The sequence below is a fragment of the Listeria grandensis genome (genome assembly GCF_014322885.1).
Classification (GTDB): Bacteria; Bacillota; Bacilli; order Lactobacillales; family Listeriaceae; genus Listeria_A; species Listeria_A grandensis.
On record NZ_JAASUG010000002.1, the window covers coordinates 110,318 to 126,868 of the forward strand.

12 protein-coding genes are annotated in these 16,551 nt (G+C 40.8%); 1 reads left to right on the forward strand and 11 read right to left on the reverse strand.

All coding sequences use genetic code 11. From position 1 onward, the window contains the following. Positions 1-165: 165 nt before the first annotated feature. From HCJ54_RS03195 to pyrH, 8 genes are all read right to left on the reverse strand, one after another. A complete protein-coding gene (locus HCJ54_RS03195; RefSeq protein WP_187136621.1) occupies positions 166-4,503 on the reverse strand; it encodes a PolC-type DNA polymerase III in 4,338 nt (1,445 codons plus the stop codon). Between the two features lie 189 nt (positions 4,504-4,692). Further along, complete coding sequence (locus HCJ54_RS03200) at positions 4,693-6,405, reverse strand: proline--tRNA ligase (protein WP_187136622.1); 1,713 nt, start codon at positions 6,403-6,405, stop codon at positions 4,693-4,695. 70 nt (positions 6,406-6,475) lie between these two features. Beyond that, complete coding sequence (rseP, locus tag HCJ54_RS03205; protein WP_036064912.1) at positions 6,476-7,741, reverse strand: RIP metalloprotease RseP; 1,266 nt, start codon at positions 7,739-7,741, stop codon at positions 6,476-6,478. A 10-nt stretch (positions 7,742-7,751) separates the two neighbouring features. Next, positions 7,752-8,894, reverse strand: a complete 1,143-nt coding sequence (locus HCJ54_RS03210; protein WP_187136623.1) for a 1-deoxy-D-xylulose-5-phosphate reductoisomerase — start codon at positions 8,892-8,894, stop codon at positions 7,752-7,754. A gap of 15 nt (positions 8,895-8,909) precedes the next feature. Continuing rightward, entirely contained in the window at positions 8,910-9,710 is an 801-nt protein-coding gene (locus HCJ54_RS03215; RefSeq protein ID WP_187136624.1) for a phosphatidate cytidylyltransferase, read from the reverse strand. Positions 9,711-9,721: 11 nt separating this feature from the next. Then, positions 9,722-10,480 carry an undecaprenyl pyrophosphate synthase gene (locus HCJ54_RS03220; protein ID WP_187136625.1) on the reverse strand — a complete coding sequence of 253 codons (759 nt, stop codon included), beginning with the start codon at positions 10,478-10,480 and terminating at the stop codon, positions 9,722-9,724. A 356-nt stretch (positions 10,481-10,836) separates the two neighbouring features. Then, complete coding sequence (gene frr, locus HCJ54_RS03225) at positions 10,837-11,394, reverse strand: ribosome recycling factor (protein ID WP_036064904.1); 558 nt, start codon at positions 11,392-11,394, stop codon at positions 10,837-10,839. Between the two features lies 1 nt (position 11,395). After that, positions 11,396-12,124: a UMP kinase gene (gene pyrH, locus HCJ54_RS03230; protein ID WP_036064902.1), complete on the reverse strand. Its 729-nt coding sequence runs from the start codon at positions 12,122-12,124 to the stop codon at positions 11,396-11,398. 200 nt (positions 12,125-12,324) lie between these two features. Here pyrH and HCJ54_RS03235 point away from each other — a divergent pair, with 200 nt between their 5' ends. Further along, positions 12,325-14,112, forward strand: coding sequence for a glycerophosphoryl diester phosphodiesterase membrane domain-containing protein (locus tag HCJ54_RS03235; protein ID WP_187136626.1), 1,788 nt, complete (start codon positions 12,325-12,327; stop codon positions 14,110-14,112). Positions 14,113-14,471: 359 nt separating this feature from the next. Here the strand turns inward: HCJ54_RS03235 and HCJ54_RS03240 are convergent, their stop codons facing one another. From HCJ54_RS03240 to HCJ54_RS03250, 3 genes are all read right to left on the reverse strand, one after another. Next, positions 14,472-15,632: a hypothetical protein gene (locus HCJ54_RS03240; RefSeq protein ID WP_185525306.1), complete on the reverse strand. Its 1,161-nt coding sequence runs from the start codon at positions 15,630-15,632 to the stop codon at positions 14,472-14,474. Further along, on the reverse strand, positions 15,610-16,041 hold the full coding sequence (locus tag HCJ54_RS03245) for a hypothetical protein (protein ID WP_185525307.1): 432 nt from the start codon (positions 16,039-16,041) through the stop codon (positions 15,610-15,612). Before HCJ54_RS03245 ends, HCJ54_RS03240 begins: the two co-directional genes overlap by 23 nt. A 193-nt stretch (positions 16,042-16,234) precedes the next feature. Then, a complete protein-coding gene (locus tag HCJ54_RS03250) occupies positions 16,235-16,549 on the reverse strand; it encodes an Imm59 family immunity protein (RefSeq protein ID WP_244966889.1) in 315 nt (104 codons plus the stop codon). Positions 16,550-16,551 lie beyond the last annotated feature (2 nt).

The following is a 16,551-nucleotide window of genomic DNA, read 5'->3' on the forward strand; positions in this document are numbered from 1 at the left end:
TTGCCAGTGGTTTACGACAATCTAACCCTGCAAAGTTGCAAAATGAAAGAGTGGGCATCGGCCCACTCTTGGTTGAGTTATCGTAATTTCATTATTAACTATAACACAAACATTTCGCAATCGCAAACGTTAGATCTTGCATCGCCTTGTATAGAGCCAATATCGCTAGAATAAGGACAGCTGATTTTGATCTGGCAAACCGTCCAAGCACCCTTGATCATCCATGTATTGAATGATTGTTTTGGATACTTTTCCGCGTTGTTGCAAGTCTTCTTTTGATAGGAACTCGCCGTCTGCGCGGGCCTCTACAATCGATTTTGCGACGTTGGTACCAAGACTTGGAATCGCGTTAAACGGTGGAATTAACTGATCACCGTCGATAATAAACTCATCCGCGCTTGATTTATACAGGTCTACTTTCTGGAAGGAGAACCCGCGTGCTAGCATCTCGTTAGCAATTTCAAGAACGGTCAACAAGTTCTTCTCTTTTGTCGAAGCTTCTAAGCCTTTTGCGTTAATTTCTTGCATCTTGGCTTTCGTGGCTTCTTTCCCGTTCACCATCGCAGTTAAGTCAAAATCATCAGCACGTACGGTAAAGTACGTTGCGTAGAAAAACAGTGGATGGTGGACTTTGAAGTAGGCAATCCTTACAGCCATAAGCACATAGGCCGCAGCATGGGCTTTCGGGAACATATATTTGATTTTTTTACACGAATCGATGTACCAATTTGGCACTTTATTCTCGATCATCGCGGCTTCCATATCTTCCGTAAGCCCCTTCCCTTTACGCACCGACTCCATGATCTGGAAGGCAAGGGAACTATCGAGTCCTTGGTAAATCAAGAAAACCATGATGTCATCCCGACAACCGATAACTTCAGCGAGCGAACAGATGTCATTTTTGATGAGCTCTTCTGCGTTCCCAAGCCATACATCGGTTCCGTGAGATAATCCTGAAATTTGCACAAGCTCGGAGAATGTCGTTGGTTTGGTTTGCTCAAGCATTTGTCGGACGAAACGCGTTCCGAATTCAGGGATACCGAGCGTTCCTGTTTTTGAATCAATATCCGCTGGTTTGACACCAAGTGATTCTGTCGAGCCAAATAATTTCATCACTTCTTTGTCATCCGTCGGAATCGTTTTCGGATCGATACCGCTTAGGTCTTGGAGCATCCGAATCGCGGTCGGGTCATCGTGCCCCAGTATATCGAGTTTCAGCACGTTATCATGAATGGAGTGGAAATCAAAGTGGGTCGTTTTCCATTCGGAATCCGTCGCATCCGCTGGGAACTGAATCGGCGAAAAATCATAGACATCCATGTAATCTGGGATAACAATAATTCCCCCAGGATGTTGACCAGTCGTTCGCTTCACACCCGTACAACCTTGCACGAGACGATCGACCTCTGCCCCACGTATCGTCATGTTCATATCACGCTCATAGTTCCGCACATAGCCAAATGCCGTCTTCTCAGCGACCGTACCGATCGTCCCAGCACGGTACACATAATCCTCACCAAACAGCTCTTTTGTATAGGCATGGGCTACCGGTTGATATTCCCCAGAAAAGTTCAAATCGATATCTGGCACTTTATCCCCTTTAAAGCCTAGGAACGTCTCAAAAGGAATATCTTGCCCTTCTTTCGTAAATGCCGTACCACATTCTGGGCACTCCTTATCTGGTAAGTCGAAACCGGAGCCAACCGAACCATCATCGAAAAACTCGGAATGCTTACAGTTAGAACACACGTAATGCGGCGGCAATGGGTTTACTTCCGTAATTTCCGTCATGGTGGCGACGAGCGACGAGCCGACCGATCCACGGGAACCTACGAGGTATCCTTCATTCAGCGATTTTTTCACGAGTTTGTGCGAAATCAAGTAAATAACGGCAAAACCATGCCCGATAATACTTTTCAGTTCTTTTTCTAGGCGAGCTTCGACAATTTCTGGCAGTTCATCGCCATAAATACTGCGCGCCATCGTGTAACTCATATTGCGCACTTCATCTTCTGCGCCCTCAATTTTCGGCGTATACAAATCGTCTTTGATCGGCTTCAAATTTTCCATCCAGTCGGCAATGAGATTCGAGTTCGTCACAACGATCTCCTTCGCTTTCTCTTCTCCTAAAAAGGCAAATTCGGCGAGCATCTCATCTGTGGAACGGAAGTGTACATCTGGAAGCGTCGCACGATTAAGCGGATTGGCGCCACCTTGCGAGTGAATTAAAATTTTACGATAGATTTTGTCATTGGGGTTCAAATAATGCACATTTCCAGTTGCGACAACAGGTTTACCGATTTTTTCACCGACTTTGACCAGGTTACCGATAATTTCTTCGAGCGCCTTCTCATCACGAACTAATTCGCGTTCAATGAGTGGCGCATAAACTGGTTTTGGCTGTACTTCGATGAAATCGTAAAACGTAGCAATACGCTCAGCTTCTTCCATTCCTTTTTGCATCATCGCTTCGAAAATTTCACCCTGATTACATGCAGAACCAATAATTAGACCTTCACGCAATTTATTCAGTTCAGATCTCGGAATTCTTGGAACACGGAAGAAATAATTGATTTGTGACATAGATACAAGCTTGAATAGATTTTTTAGACCGACATCTGTTTTTGCGTAAATGGTGGCATGGAACGGACGGGCGCGTTTATATGCGTCTCCCTCTCCTCTGAAATTATTGAGTTGATCATGAAAATCGATATCGCGCATTTCCTTTGCATCTTTAATCAATTTCCACCCAAGATAAGCTGTCGCCTCTGCATCAAAGATCGCTCGGTGATGCTGTTCTAAAATGATATTGAATTTTTTGGTCAGTGTATTTAGGCGGTGATTTTTAAAATGTGGATAGAGGAAACGTGCCAATTCTAACGTATCAATAACCGAGTTCTCTGCTTTTTCAATACCTACTTTTCCGTAAGCCGTGTTGATGAAGCCCATATCAAATGAGGCATTGTGTGCAATCAGAATCGCATCCGCTGAAAATGCTTTGAAATTCTTTAATACGACTTCAATCGGATCGGAGCCTTTCACCATGTCATCTGTAATTCCTGTCAGGTTGATCGTTGTTGCCGATAATGGGTGACCTGGATCAATAAAGGCTTCGAATTTATCAATGATTTCGCCATCTTTCATTTTGACGCCTGCAAGCTCGATGATTGTATCGTAAACCGCTGATAAACCGGTAGTCTCCACGTCAAATACAACATACGTTGCGTCTTTCAGCGCTGTATGGCGTTCATTGTAAGCAATTGGGACGCCGTCATCGATCAGGTTCGCTTCGATTCCGTACAAAATTTTGACACCGTTTTTCTTTCCAGCACCGTAAGCTTCTGGGAAGGACTGTGCCACCGCATGATCTGTAATCGCGATTGCTGGATGCCCCCAATCTGCCGCCTGTTTCACGAGATCTGCCACAGAAGACGTCGCATCCATTTGGCTCATCGGTGTATGCACATGAAGCTCCACCCGCTTTTCCTCCGCCGTATCTAGGCGTTTCACACCGGCAATTTCATTCACATCTTGCGCCATCATGATCAGATCACGGACAAATGTATCCATCTGAACGCTTCCGCGAACGCGTACCCACATCCCTTTTTTCATATTCTGGAACATCGCGGCATCGTCGTTATCACGCGAGAACATTTTTATAATAATCGAGCTTGTGTAATCCGTGATCTTGAATTGCAACAAACTGCGACCACTGCGCAACTCACGAATTTCTGATGCGAAAACATAGCCTTCTACCGTGATCCGGCGTTCCTCGTCATGAATATCTCCAAGAGGCTTGCGTTCCTCATCATCTTTAATTTTATAGCCAATTTGGAATGGTCCAGATGGTGCCTGTCCACCGCCGCCTTCACCATTCGCCTGTTGCTCCGCCCGTTTTTGCATCACTTGCACTGCCTCAAGCGCCTTCGCCTGATCCTCTTTTTCCTTCGCTTCCACAAAAGCCTTGTAATGCTCCGTTTCTGACTGCTCTAGCAAATTCGTGCGCAACATCATATTTGGAAAACCTTTCTCACGCAAGCTCTCAGCAATCGCTGGCTGAAAACGTTGTGCAATCGTCGTCTGCTCCATCTCATTATGTACACGAACCTCCATGAAATTCGGTGCCACAAAGGTTGGCTTCTGTTCAATGAGTAACTGTCCAATCATCGGTGACTGCTTGGCAAACGGTGTAATGGTATCGTTCCAATAATCGTCTACTAATCGTTCCGTCACTGTCTCGTCTCGTGCATGAATCCGCATTGTCGTCTGCGCAATCTGAGCAAACGCTTGGTTCATCCCAACTCGCATCATTTGAAACAACTCAAACGGCAAAATTTGTGCGACATCCAAGTGAAATTCCCAGATTTTATTCGCTTTATCTACAACCAACTTCTCGATTTTCCCATCTTTCGTAAAATCTTGAAATACGGCATCATTTCCTAATCCAATTTGCTGTAACAAAATTTGGAATCGCTCTTGTTTCTCTGCATCTGTAATAGACAACTCCCGACAACTCCTTTTCGTTTCAAACTTCTTAACAAAAAAAGCGTCTTCCCAGTTTGAAATACAACACCTGACTGTATTTCACTCGTAAGACGGCTCTTCTCTTCACTTATTTCTACACTTATAACTTACACAATCAGATGAAAATGAACGTTTGCCGCCGATTCATCTGATTGGTTAGCTAAAACATTAAGCATTCTCACCTAAAAGGATTGGCAATGTGTTCATCAGCTCTTCCTTACGAACTTCGATCATCTCGCCTGTTTTACGAATTTTCACTTCAACGATCCCCTCAGCAGCCTTCTTACCAACCGTAACACGCATTGGCAAACCGATGAGATCTGCATCCGCAAATTTCACGCCTGCGCGCTCTGTGCGATCATCTAACAAAACAGAATAGCCCATTTCTTGCAAGGACGCATACAGTTCTTCTGCAAATGATACTTGCTCTTCACTCTTCATATTTACTGGAATCAAATGAAGGTCAAGCGGACTGATGCTACGATCCCAAACAAGACCGTTTTCATCTGCTTGCTGCTCTGCAATAGCTGAGAGCAAACGTGAAACACCAATACCATAACAGCCCATAATAAACGGATTGCTGCGCCCATTTTCATCTAGGAACGTAGCGTCCATCGCCTCACTGTATTTCGTACCCAGTTTAAAGATATGGCCTACTTCAATTCCTTCTGCAAATTTAATTACGCCATGTCCATCCGGTGAAAGGTCACCTTCTTTAATTAAGCGCAAATCGAAATACGTATGCACATTGAAATCGCGTTTTGGTTGTGCATTAATGATATGGTACCCTTCTTCATTGGCGCCAATTGCTGCGTTCACAATATCTTGCACATCGTTATCAGCAAAAATACGCACATGTTCTGGTACACCGATAGGACCAAGTGAACCAAAGCCTGAACCGAGTAATTCGATTGCTTGCTCATTCGTTGCGAGCTCCACTGTTGTAGCCGATAGTGCATTTTTAATTTTAATATCGTTCACTTCATGATCCCCGCGAACGAGAACCATGATAATTTCTTCTTCATCAAGCACATAAAGCATCGATTTGATTGTTTTCTCCATTGGCATATCGAAAAATGACACAATATCGGCAATCGATTTCTGATCTGGTGTTTCTACTTTCGTAAGCTCACCGGCTTCTTCATGCGATTTCTTCTCCATGTGCATAACTGGTGCCATTTCAACGTTGGCTGCATAATCCGAAGCATCACTGTAAGCAATTGTATCTTCTCCAATATCAGATAACACGATAAATTCTTTCGTCTCGTTTCCACCGATGGAACCCGAATCCGCAATAACCGCGCGGAAATCTAGACCACAACGTGTGAAAATGTTCGAATAAGCTTGGTACATCTTATCGTAAGTTGCATCCAGACTTGCTTCTGTTGCATGGAAGGAATAGGCATCCTTCATAATGAATTCACGACCACGCAATAATCCAAAACGAGGACGCAATTCATCACGGAACTTCGTTTGAATTTGATACATCGTTAAAGGCAAGCGTTTATATGATTTCACCTCATCGCGTAGTAATGATGTAATAACTTCTTCATGTGTTGGCCCCAATGCAAAATCACGCGCATTGCGATCCTTTAAGCGCATTAATTCCGAACCATAATCTTCCCAACGACCAGACTCTTGCCAAAGCTCTGCGGGTTGTAATGCTGGTAGTAATAATTCAACCGCATCGATTCGATTTAACTCCTCACGAATGATCGTCTCGATTTTTTGTAACGTTAGTTTAGCGAGTGGTAAATAGCTGTAAATGCCACTTGCTGTTTGTCGGATAAAACCTGCGCGCAATAATAACTGATGACTTTTTACCTCTGCATCAGCAGGCACTTCTTTTAATGTTGGAATAAAACTCAATGTTTGACGCATCTTTAACACCCCTATTTTTTTATCTTTAAAATCTAAAAGACAATCATGCCCTCAGATTTCCCCCTATTTTTTAGAAAAAGGCTCGTTGGATATCGTTCCATGTCACAAGTAGCATCAATACCATCAGCAGTGCAAAGCCAATGAAATGCACCATGCCTTCTTTTTTCGGATCGATTGGTTTTCCACGAATTAATTCGTAGAGGAAGAACAACAAACGTCCGCCGTCTAATGCTGGTAATGGTAATAAATTCACGATTCCTAAGTTAATACTTAGAACTGCCGTCCAATTAAGCAACGTCAAGAAGCCATAGCTCACTACTTCTTGTGTCGAAGTATAAATTCCCACCGGACCATTTAGCATATTCAGCGAGAAGTCCCCTGTCACCATTTGTCCTAGTACATGTCCGATTTGTGTGATCCAGAACCACGTTTGCGTAAAGCCATACGTTATCTTCGTCAAGAAGGAATCTGAACCTGGTTGCGCTACACCAATTTTTCCAACGCTTGTGCCATCTTGTGCTTTTTCGGCTTTTGGCGTCACATCAATATCTTGTGTTTTGCCATCGCGCTCGATTTTGAAGTCCAATTCTTTATTTGGGCTCTTCTCCACCGTTGAATAAATATCTTGCCATGAGTCTACTGCCTTACCATTGATAGACTTCACCTCATCGCCTTGTTTCAGCCCAGCCTGTTGCGCCGCGCCATTATCCATAACCTGTCCGATTTCAGGATCGTTCGAAGGAACACTCCCCGAAACAAAAGCAAGAATTGTAAAAATAATAATAGCTAAGATAAAGTTGAATAACGGTCCCGCAAAAATAGTCATCGCACGTTTGCCGAGTGATTTGGATTGGAACACACGATCATACGGTGCAATGATCGTTTCTATTTTGCCATCGACAACGATCGCATCACTCGCGACTTTATAGCGAACAATTTTATCCTCATCATATTCTTCATAACCTTCGATGAAAAGTTCTTTTTCAAGGTCACTCCCCGATACTTCCAGAGGTTGCACATCTTGATATTGATCTTTTCCATTGATGATAATTTTGGTAACGACTTCATCATCATTTAAAATTAAGCCAACGCGGTAACCCGGTTTAAGCTCAACTACTTCGCCATCCTCGCCCGCCATACGCACGTAGCCACCGATGGGGAGAAGTCTTAATGTATACTGTGTTTCTTTCTTGCGGTAAGCAAATATTTTTGGACCAAAACCGATCGAAAAATCACGAACTAAAATGCCAGATCTTTTAGCAAATAAGAAATGTCCGAGTTCATGAAAGAAAACGATTAAGCCAAAAACAAATATAAACGCAATAATGGTTGTCATTGTTTCACCTCTATAAAAGTGTCTTCACGTATGCACGTGTTTCCTGATCTACTTGGAAAATTGTCTCCAAATCAGGGTTGGGTGTTACTTCATGGCGATTCATTGCATTTTCAACGAGCGCCTCGATGTCTTGAAAAGCTACCTGCCCATTTAAAAAGCCAGCCACAGCGATCTCATTTGCCGCATTTAAAACGGAAGGCATCGTTCCACCTATTTTACCAGCAGTGTACGCCAATTTCAATGCTGGAAAACGATGAAAGTCCATTTTATCAAAATGAAGTGTGCCGAATTCTGTAATATCAAACGGTTTTTGGAATGAAACACTCGCTCGCTCAGGGTATGTGAGGGCATATTGAATCGGGACGCGCATATCCGGCAAACCGAGCTGGGCAATATGACTACCATCTTTAAACGCTACCATCGAATGGATCACACTTTCACGGTGAACGACCACTTCAATTTGATCATACGCGATGTCAAACAACCAATGTGCCTCGATAACTTCCAATCCTTTATTGAACATCGTTGCTGAATCGATTGTAATCTTGTTCCCCATCGACCAATTAGGATGTGCTAAAGCTTCCGCAACTGTCACATTTTTCAGCTGTTCGCGCGTCTTATCACGGAAGCTTCCGCCAGAAGCCGTCACAATCAACTTATCAATATTCGCGGGATTCTCACCTTGCAAGCATTGAAAAATCGCAGAATGTTCGCTATCAATAGGAACTAAACGAACACCTTTTTCTTTCGCGGCACGCATGACTAAATGTCCCGCTGTCACAAGTGTTTCTTTATTTGCAATCGCAATTTCTTTCCCCGCTGCAATCGCATCAAGCGTTGGTTGTAAGCCCACACTTCCCATCACAGCATTAATTAAAATATCGCCATGACTATATGTCGCAACTTCTTGCAACCCTTGCGCACCATAGTATACTTTAATAGTTGGGAATTCTAGTTTTAATTTTTCATAATCACGACGATGCTCTACCGAAACAATTTCCGGTTTAAACTCTCGAATAACCTGCATTCCTAGTTTCATATTCCGTCCGAACGAAAGCGCGGCAACTTGAAATAATTCAGGGTGTTCTTTCACAATCGCAAGCGTTTGGCTTCCAACCGAACCCGTTGCGCCTAGTAAATTAATTTTTCTCATCAGTACACCTCTATTTTATAAAATTTGAAGTATATGTAGTAATGGCAAAAGAAGTGGTAACACAAATAACAAATTATCAAATCGATCTAATACCCCGCCATGACCGGGAAGTAATTTCCCAGAATCCTTTACGCCATAATAACGTTTTAACGCGGATTCCACTAAATCTCCCAGCTGACCAAAGATGGATAGTATCACGACCAGTAACGCAATAACGATCGGATTTCCGTCTAGCCCTATATATAAATAATACCCGCCAGCGATTAAAACAGCAAATACAATACCGCCAACAAATCCTTCTACAGTTTTATTTGGACTGACGTTTGGCGCCAATTTATGCTTCCCAAGCGCACGTCCCACAAAGTAAGCCATTGTATCGGTCACCCAAACAATCAGAAGCGCAAAAATAACATATTCGAGCCCTTCATTTCGCGTCTCCGCCAAATAATGAAAGCCAAACCCCGTATAAAACGCCGCCAGAATTCCAATTCCTACTTGATCAAAATGATAGCGATTTTTTGAAAATACCGTGTAAGAAAGCAGTAGCGCCATACATACAAAGGTAATCTCCATTTGTCTAATACTGTATTCTTCCAGCCATTCTAAAAAACGTGTCGGCGCTGCAATCGAGAGCGTCAACACAAGTGTGATAATACCGTTTACTGAAAACAAACTTTGCTTTGTCATCACTAATATTTCGTATAATGCGATCGCCGCGAGTAACATACTCAGCAGTTCAAATGGCAATTTCCCGTAGATCACAAACGGCAAGAACACCGCTAGACCAACAATTGCTGTAATAATTCTCGTTTTCACAATATATCCCCCTATAAGCCCCCGAAACGTCTCGAACGATTCTGGTACTCCACAACTGCTTGCTTGAAATCATCTTCCGAAAAATCTGGCCAGTGCGTCTCTGTAAAATAAAACTCGCTGTATGCCAACTGCCACAGCATAAAATTACTAAGTCGCAATTCACCACTTGTGCGAATGAGTAAATCTGGATCCGCAAGCCCTGCACTCATCAAGTACTTCGTCAAACGCTCCTCCGTCAAATCCTCAGCAGTAAGTCCAGCGTCCAACAATTCACGCATCGCAACTTGAGTCGCCGTCACAATCTCAGCCCGTGAACCATAGTTTAGCGCAAAATTAAGAACAAGTCCTGTATTATCCTTCGTTGCCTCAATCGCGCGTTCTACAGCATCCAGCGTGTGCTTTGGCAACTCTTCTTTGTACCCCATCACATTTACACGCACGTTCTCTTCCATCAACTCTGGAATAAACGTATCAAAAAACTCACCTGGCAACTTCATCAGGAAATCAACCTCATCGTTCGGTCGCTTCCAATTCTCCGTAGAAAAAGCATAAAGCGTTAAAATATCAATTCCAAGCGAGTTCGCATAACGGGTCATCCGCTTGACGACTTGCATTCCTTCACGATGCCCAGCAACCCGAGGTAAAAAACGTTTTTTCGCCCACCTGCCATTACCATCCATAATAATCGCCACGTGAGCCGGCAAAGGAAGCTCCGCTGAAATTTCACTATTTATCGTATTCTCATCTTGACGAAATATCTTCTTAAACATGTTCTTTCCTCCAATAGAATTACCAAGAGTCGGCACGTCTATACCTATAATAACAAAAATAACAGAAATTATGTACTATAACTTGCTCAGTCTAGATTAGAAATTGGTGAGACGATCCACTTTTTTTAAAATTTCGCGTGCCAGAAAGGAGAGAGGCACCTCCTTACAAGGAAATGCCCCCTTCTTGTCGAGAAGCTTTTGTAGGAAACTTATTTGGCTGAGTTAGAGTCTCCTTTATACATTAGGACGAAGATAGCATGTAATCAGCAAGTAACTCTCACAAACTTGTCCTAAAAAATAAACCAAGAGACTATCTTCCTCTCAATAAGCTTTTACTGTCAGCTCCGTTTTTCATGCTATACTTCCATTATCTCATCTTCTTTTTGCTTGGCGATTTCATCTAATTTTTTAATGCTCGCATCTGTTAGCTTTTGAACATCTTCTGTGAAGTTGCGCAAGTCGTCTTCTGTAATATCACCAGACTTCTCTAGCTTCTTCAAATCGTCATTCGCATCACGGCGCACGTTACGTACCGCTACTTTTGCGTCTTCTGCTTCTTTTTTCACTTCTTTAACTAGCTCTTTACGGCGTTCTTCTGTTAATTGCGGAATCGCGATACGTATTACTTCACCGTCGTTATTTGGCATAATACCAAGATCTGCTTTTAAAATCGCTTTTTCGATATCACCCAGTGCCGTTTTATCGTATGGTGAAATCATTAGTAAGCGCGCTTCTGGAACACTCACTGCAGCTAATTGATTAATCGGTGTTGGAGCACCGTAATACTCGACAGATACGCGATCAAGTAGTGACGCATTGGCACGACCAGCACGAATCGATCCTAATTGATGTTGTAATGCTTGCTCCGATTTTGTCATTTTCTCTTTTGCTAAGGCTAAAACTTCTTTACTCATGTTATTTCCTCCCTCTTATAGTAGTCCCAATTTTCTCGCCTAAAATAACGCGTTTGATATTGTTTTCTGTTTCTTCAAACGAAAAGACGACAAGTGGGATATCGTTATCCATACTTAAGGATGACGCCGTTGTATCCATAACTTGCAAATTATCTTTAATCACATCCAGATAGGATAACTCATCGTATTTCACAGCTGTATCATCCAATTTAGGATCGGCGCTGTAAACCCCGTCCACATTATTTTTAGCCATTAAAATGACTTCCGCTTCGATTTCCGCTGCTCGTAGCGCTGCCGTTGTATCCGTTGAAAAATAAGGATTACCAGTTCCAGCTGCAAAAATGACTACACGCCCTTTTTCTAAATGACGAATGGCTTTACGTCTAATATATGGCTCAGCAATTTGGCGCATATCGATGGAAGTTTGAACACGTGTAGCCACGCCAACGTTTTCCAGTGAATCTTGTAGTGACAAGGAGTTCATAACAGTCGCGAGCATACCCATGTAATCAGCCGCTGCGCGATCCATTCCCATTTCACTACCTAACTTACCACGCCAAATATTGCCGCCACCGACAACAATAGCAACCTCGACACCAAGTTCTACAACTTCTTTCACTTGTTGCGAGATGGAGTTCACGACGCGCGGGTTAATCCCAAACCCTTCCGTTCCTGCTAAAGCTTCACCACTAAGTTTCAATACTACTCGTTTATATTCTGGGGTATCCATATTGACCTCCATCTACTTTCTATTTGGCTCATTCCTAACACTCGGAATAATTCCATCATAATCTATAATACTAAAAAAAAGCCCGCAACAAAAGCATTTTCATACAAATTTCAAAAATATTATTTTGTTCTCCCGTTTTAGACTACTATTTACTAGTTAGCTATCGTATAATAAAGAACAGAATAAGGGGGAGAAATTTCATGAACCAGATCAAAGTATGGCAAACATTGCGGGCTTCTTTGTTTTATACCCGTTTTAACTCATGGTACTACATAAAATTTGTCTTTGTTTTACAAGCACTGATTCTTTTACTTGCGTTTCCGTTTTTGGCTTTGTTTTTCCACTTCATGACAACATCGCTCGGCTACGATAGTATTACCGATCAGAATATTTTAGAATTCTTACGAAATCCGCTTGGGTTACTATTTGCTGTTATTTTTGGATTATTAGCTTTATTTTTTATTTACATTGAATTATCTGTTTTAATTCTTATCACCTACTACCATCAGCAACAGATTCCATTCACGATCCGAATGATTCTGCGCAAAATCTTGCGGCAATCGAAATATTTGTTGTCCTATCAGTTTATTTTCTTTCTATTGTATTTCGTATTGATTGTACCAATTGCAGGGATGGGATTGCATTCTGAATTAACTGACGGGATCTATATACCTAATTTTATCGTGAATGAGTTATTGAAATCCACATCTGGCGCGATTCTTTATTTTAGTTTCATCGCCGTCGTGATTTACATTAATATCCGACTATTATTCTCGCTGGCGATTTTTCTCACTGGTGAATGCACGATTTTCCAAGCAATTAAGCGTAGCTGGGTCATAACTCGCTGGCAGACGTGGCGCATCGTAACAAATTTCGTTCTGATGTCGTTTGTAGCCACTGCCCTGATTTTCATCGCCTTTTTGATTTTCCTATTTCCGACTATTTTAGCAGAACAACTATGGGCACCTGCAGCTCCAGTCGTTGCAGGAATTTCGTTGACACTGAGCCAAATATTCTTTATTGTCGCTTTCACAATCGTGCCCATCTACATCGCGCATGCCGTCAATTTCATGTTTTTAACACGTGAAGACAAAGTCATTCCCCGCTCGCCAAATAGAATTGTGAAGAAGCCACATCGGAAGTCTTTTTATGTCGTTATCACCGCTGGAATCATTGCCCTCATAACGATTAACGGTGTTTATCTGACTGAAGTCACGTACAGCGATAATACGCAAATAATCGCCCATCGTGGACTGAAAAGTGCAGGAGTAGAAAATTCGCTGGAGTCCCTTCATGGCGCCGCGAAAATCGGTGTCGATTTTGTCGAAATGGATATCCTCGAAACAAAAGATCATCAGTTCGTCGTGTTTCACGATACCAATCTCAGACGTTTAGCCGGCATAAACCGCAACGTTCGCGATATGACCTTAGCCGAACTTGAAAAAGTAACGATTCGTCAGGATGGCTTCACATCAACGATTCCATCATTAGATACGTATATTGAACATGCGAAAAAATGGAACGTGAATCTGAATATCGAGATTAAGACACACGGCGATGAATCAAAAGATTTCCTTGCAAATTTCGAGAAAATAGTTCAGAAACATGGCGTGGAGAACAATTATATTTATCAGTCGCTGAATCGTAATATCGTTGAAACGGTTAAGAAACGCTATCCAGCGATGCGCGTCGGCTTTATTGTCCCCCTTAATTTTGGTAACTTGGTCAATGTCGATGCAGATTTTATCGTTATTGAGGAATTCTCCTTTAGCTCTAGCATGCAGAGACAGGCCCATGAGCGTAATATGGACTTATTGGTGTGGACAATCACGACGCCAGAAGCAGCGCGTAAATACATGCTTGCAGACGTCGACGGGATCATTACAGAAATCCCAGAAGACGCTATGAAGGTACAAAATGATTTGCGAAATGATCAAGCAGTTAGCACGAAATTATCGGATGCGATTGATTTGTTAACTGGAAATTAGAATAGAAGCGAGATATGATGGATTCTCATTGTATCTCGTCTTTTTATGTAGAGTCGAAAAATGCCCCACAATTGTCCCATAAAACTTTTTATTTATATGTATTTAGAGATTTATAAAAATCAAAAACCGCTATTCAACGCGAATAGCGGCCCATCTAAATCACGCAAAAACATGACTTATTTTTTTCACTTGATAAATAAGGAAATCATAAATTTGGCTTTATACCAAGGTTTAGTTAGCAAAGAATGAAGATGTCCCCCAATTGTCCCCCTAGAGATTCTACAGTGATAATTATTCCTGTAATAGCAATAGCTTATTAATGTTGCACATTTGTCTATTCATGTCAAAATCTGTTTCTCCTAAGCAAATTGCTCAAAAAATCTCATAACATGTGTTTCCTTGATCGGATTTCCCTCTATATCAGTGTATGAGTCAATCTCAATTTCAGCTGATATGTAGGCTGGGAAAACTACAGTCAATTCATTTGTTTTCAATCTGCGAAAAAGCTCTTTTTCAAATTTCCCTGATACTTTGCCGTTAACAGTATTTATTGAAAATGAATTTCTATCAACGCTAGCTGACCTTAGCTCTCCCTCAATAGTTTTTATTTCCTTATTAACTGATACAGTCGATTTCGTATTTATACTTTCTTTAAAAATAGCTAGGTTCTTATCGACATTGATTTTTTGAGATATACTAGTCAATTCCTTACCGTCAATTGATTTTGAAAACTCAAGAGAAATACCCTCTTCTTTTATAGTCTCATATAATGAGATAGTGTTATTTATTAATTCAACATTTAGTTTAGTATCAAGAATATCTAAATCAACTTCTTTCTCTGAAACACTAACTTCCTGCAGAATGTTTAACATTGGATAAAAATTATTGCTCGTCTCCAATAAATTTGTATTTTCCAACAACTCAAAATTGACCTTGAATGACCCTTTAGAAAAAGGGCTCATCATCAATTCTTGGTTATTTTCAAAGTCATAGGCACTCTTAATTGAACTAAAAGACTCGGATACATACTTCATCACATTCTCAATTATCGTATATTTATATAAGTTTGAATTTACTTCATTAACTACCCGTACCGTAATCTTATCTGCCTCCAAAGGAAAGTCTAAATAGTTTTCAAACCTGTAATCTTTTTCAATTATTCTATTAGAATTAAAATCAAATTCAATCAAATTAGGGATATTGGGATAATCCTCAATGGCCTGTTTATTGTGCTCTGCATTCGTGTATTTTATAGAATCATTGAGAAAATCAAATTCTAAAATATAAAGCTTTTCCCTACTTATAAGGTCATTAATTAACTTTGTTAAATCTTTACATTCCGACAAATATATAGTATCGCTTTTAGTTAATTCTGCTGTAAAAAAACTTGTGTCATCTATAAAATAGAATAGATAGTTATGCTGGTTGGCGTAGCCAATGAATGATAATGGTTTATCGTAATACTCAAATATGAATTTATATTCAATATTCAGCAGTTCACTGTGAGACAACTTGTTCATCGAGGTACACCTCTTTCCAGTTACCTTCAATCGCATCTACTATACAAGGTTCTTTTAAATCCCAGAGACTATAATGACCTTTATCTCCTGTTTTTTCAATAACACCACAATACCTATTCAGCTCAATCTTAATTACAGTATTTCCTATTTTAGGGTGTTTTCTTAATAAATCTTTAACTCCTTTTACAGTATCGAAAAACGATAGAGCCTTTGCGCTACACTCCTGTACTGGAGGAAAATTTCTTCTTGGAGTCTCCCAAGCTGGTATAAAGTTATCAGAATTTAATTTCCCGTTTTTAACCAATTCATTTTTACAAACTCTAAATAATACTCCCCCAATTGGACAATTAGCCGTGCTAGGCGGACATTGCTTCGGATAATCATCCCCATACCTATATTTAGATTCCATATGTAACTCCCATCCCTTGTATCTTTGTATATTCCATTAAAAAATCATTCTCAATTTATCCATATTATAGCATACCGTAAAAAAATTACAATAAATATAAAAAGAAACACCACTAACCTTCAATACTTCTTTTTGCCCTTTCATCATGGTATGCTATCCAAATATCTTCTAAATCTTCTATTAAGTTCCCTTATTAATCCCAAAGTGACGATGGATAATCAGCTTCATATCCTTCTGCTACATCACTTCTATTTCTTTTTACAGATAAAAATAGCACTCTGAAGAACTTTTCTTTTGCTTTTTCAAAGTTGTCAAACTCAAATGATTTTCCAACCACATAACTTCTCTCATCTCTAGAATTGACTATAAATTTTCCATCCAGCCAGAATAGATGAACAGCAAATGGAGTACTATCTTTATCATTAAATAACACATAACGGAGTGTCTCATATTGTTTCTTTTTGATCTCTGAAATGATAATTGCTTTTAATTCATTAATATTTTCCATAT

Bases quoted from the DNA above. Each gene is read 5' to 3' on its own strand.
- HCJ54_RS03235 (WP_187136626.1), top strand. From the start codon at position 12,325: ATGAACCAGATCAAAGTATGGCAAACATTGCGGGCTTCTTTGTTTTAT.
- frr (WP_036064904.1), bottom strand. From the start codon at position 11,394: ATGAGTAAAGAAGTTTTAGCCTTAGCAAAAGAGAAAATGACAAAATCG.
- pyrH (WP_036064902.1), bottom strand. From the start codon at position 12,124: ATGGATACCCCAGAATATAAACGAGTAGTATTGAAACTTAGTGGTGAA.
- rseP (WP_036064912.1), bottom strand. From the start codon at position 7,741: ATGACAACCATTATTGCGTTTATATTTGTTTTTGGCTTAATCGTTTTC.
- HCJ54_RS03210 (WP_187136623.1), bottom strand. From the start codon at position 8,894: ATGAGAAAAATTAATTTACTAGGCGCAACGGGTTCGGTTGGAAGCCAA.
- HCJ54_RS03200 (WP_187136622.1), bottom strand. From the start codon at position 6,405: ATGCGTCAAACATTGAGTTTTATTCCAACATTAAAAGAAGTGCCTGCT.
- HCJ54_RS03250 (WP_244966889.1), bottom strand. From the start codon at position 16,549: ATGGAAAATATTAATGAATTAAAAGCAATTATCATTTCAGAGATCAAA.
- HCJ54_RS03245 (WP_185525307.1), bottom strand. From the start codon at position 16,041: ATGGAATCTAAATATAGGTATGGGGATGATTATCCGAAGCAATGTCCG.
- HCJ54_RS03240 (WP_185525306.1), bottom strand. From the start codon at position 15,632: ATGAACAAGTTGTCTCACAGTGAACTGCTGAATATTGAATATAAATTC.
- HCJ54_RS03220 (WP_187136625.1), bottom strand. From the start codon at position 10,480: ATGTTTAAGAAGATATTTCGTCAAGATGAGAATACGATAAATAGTGAA.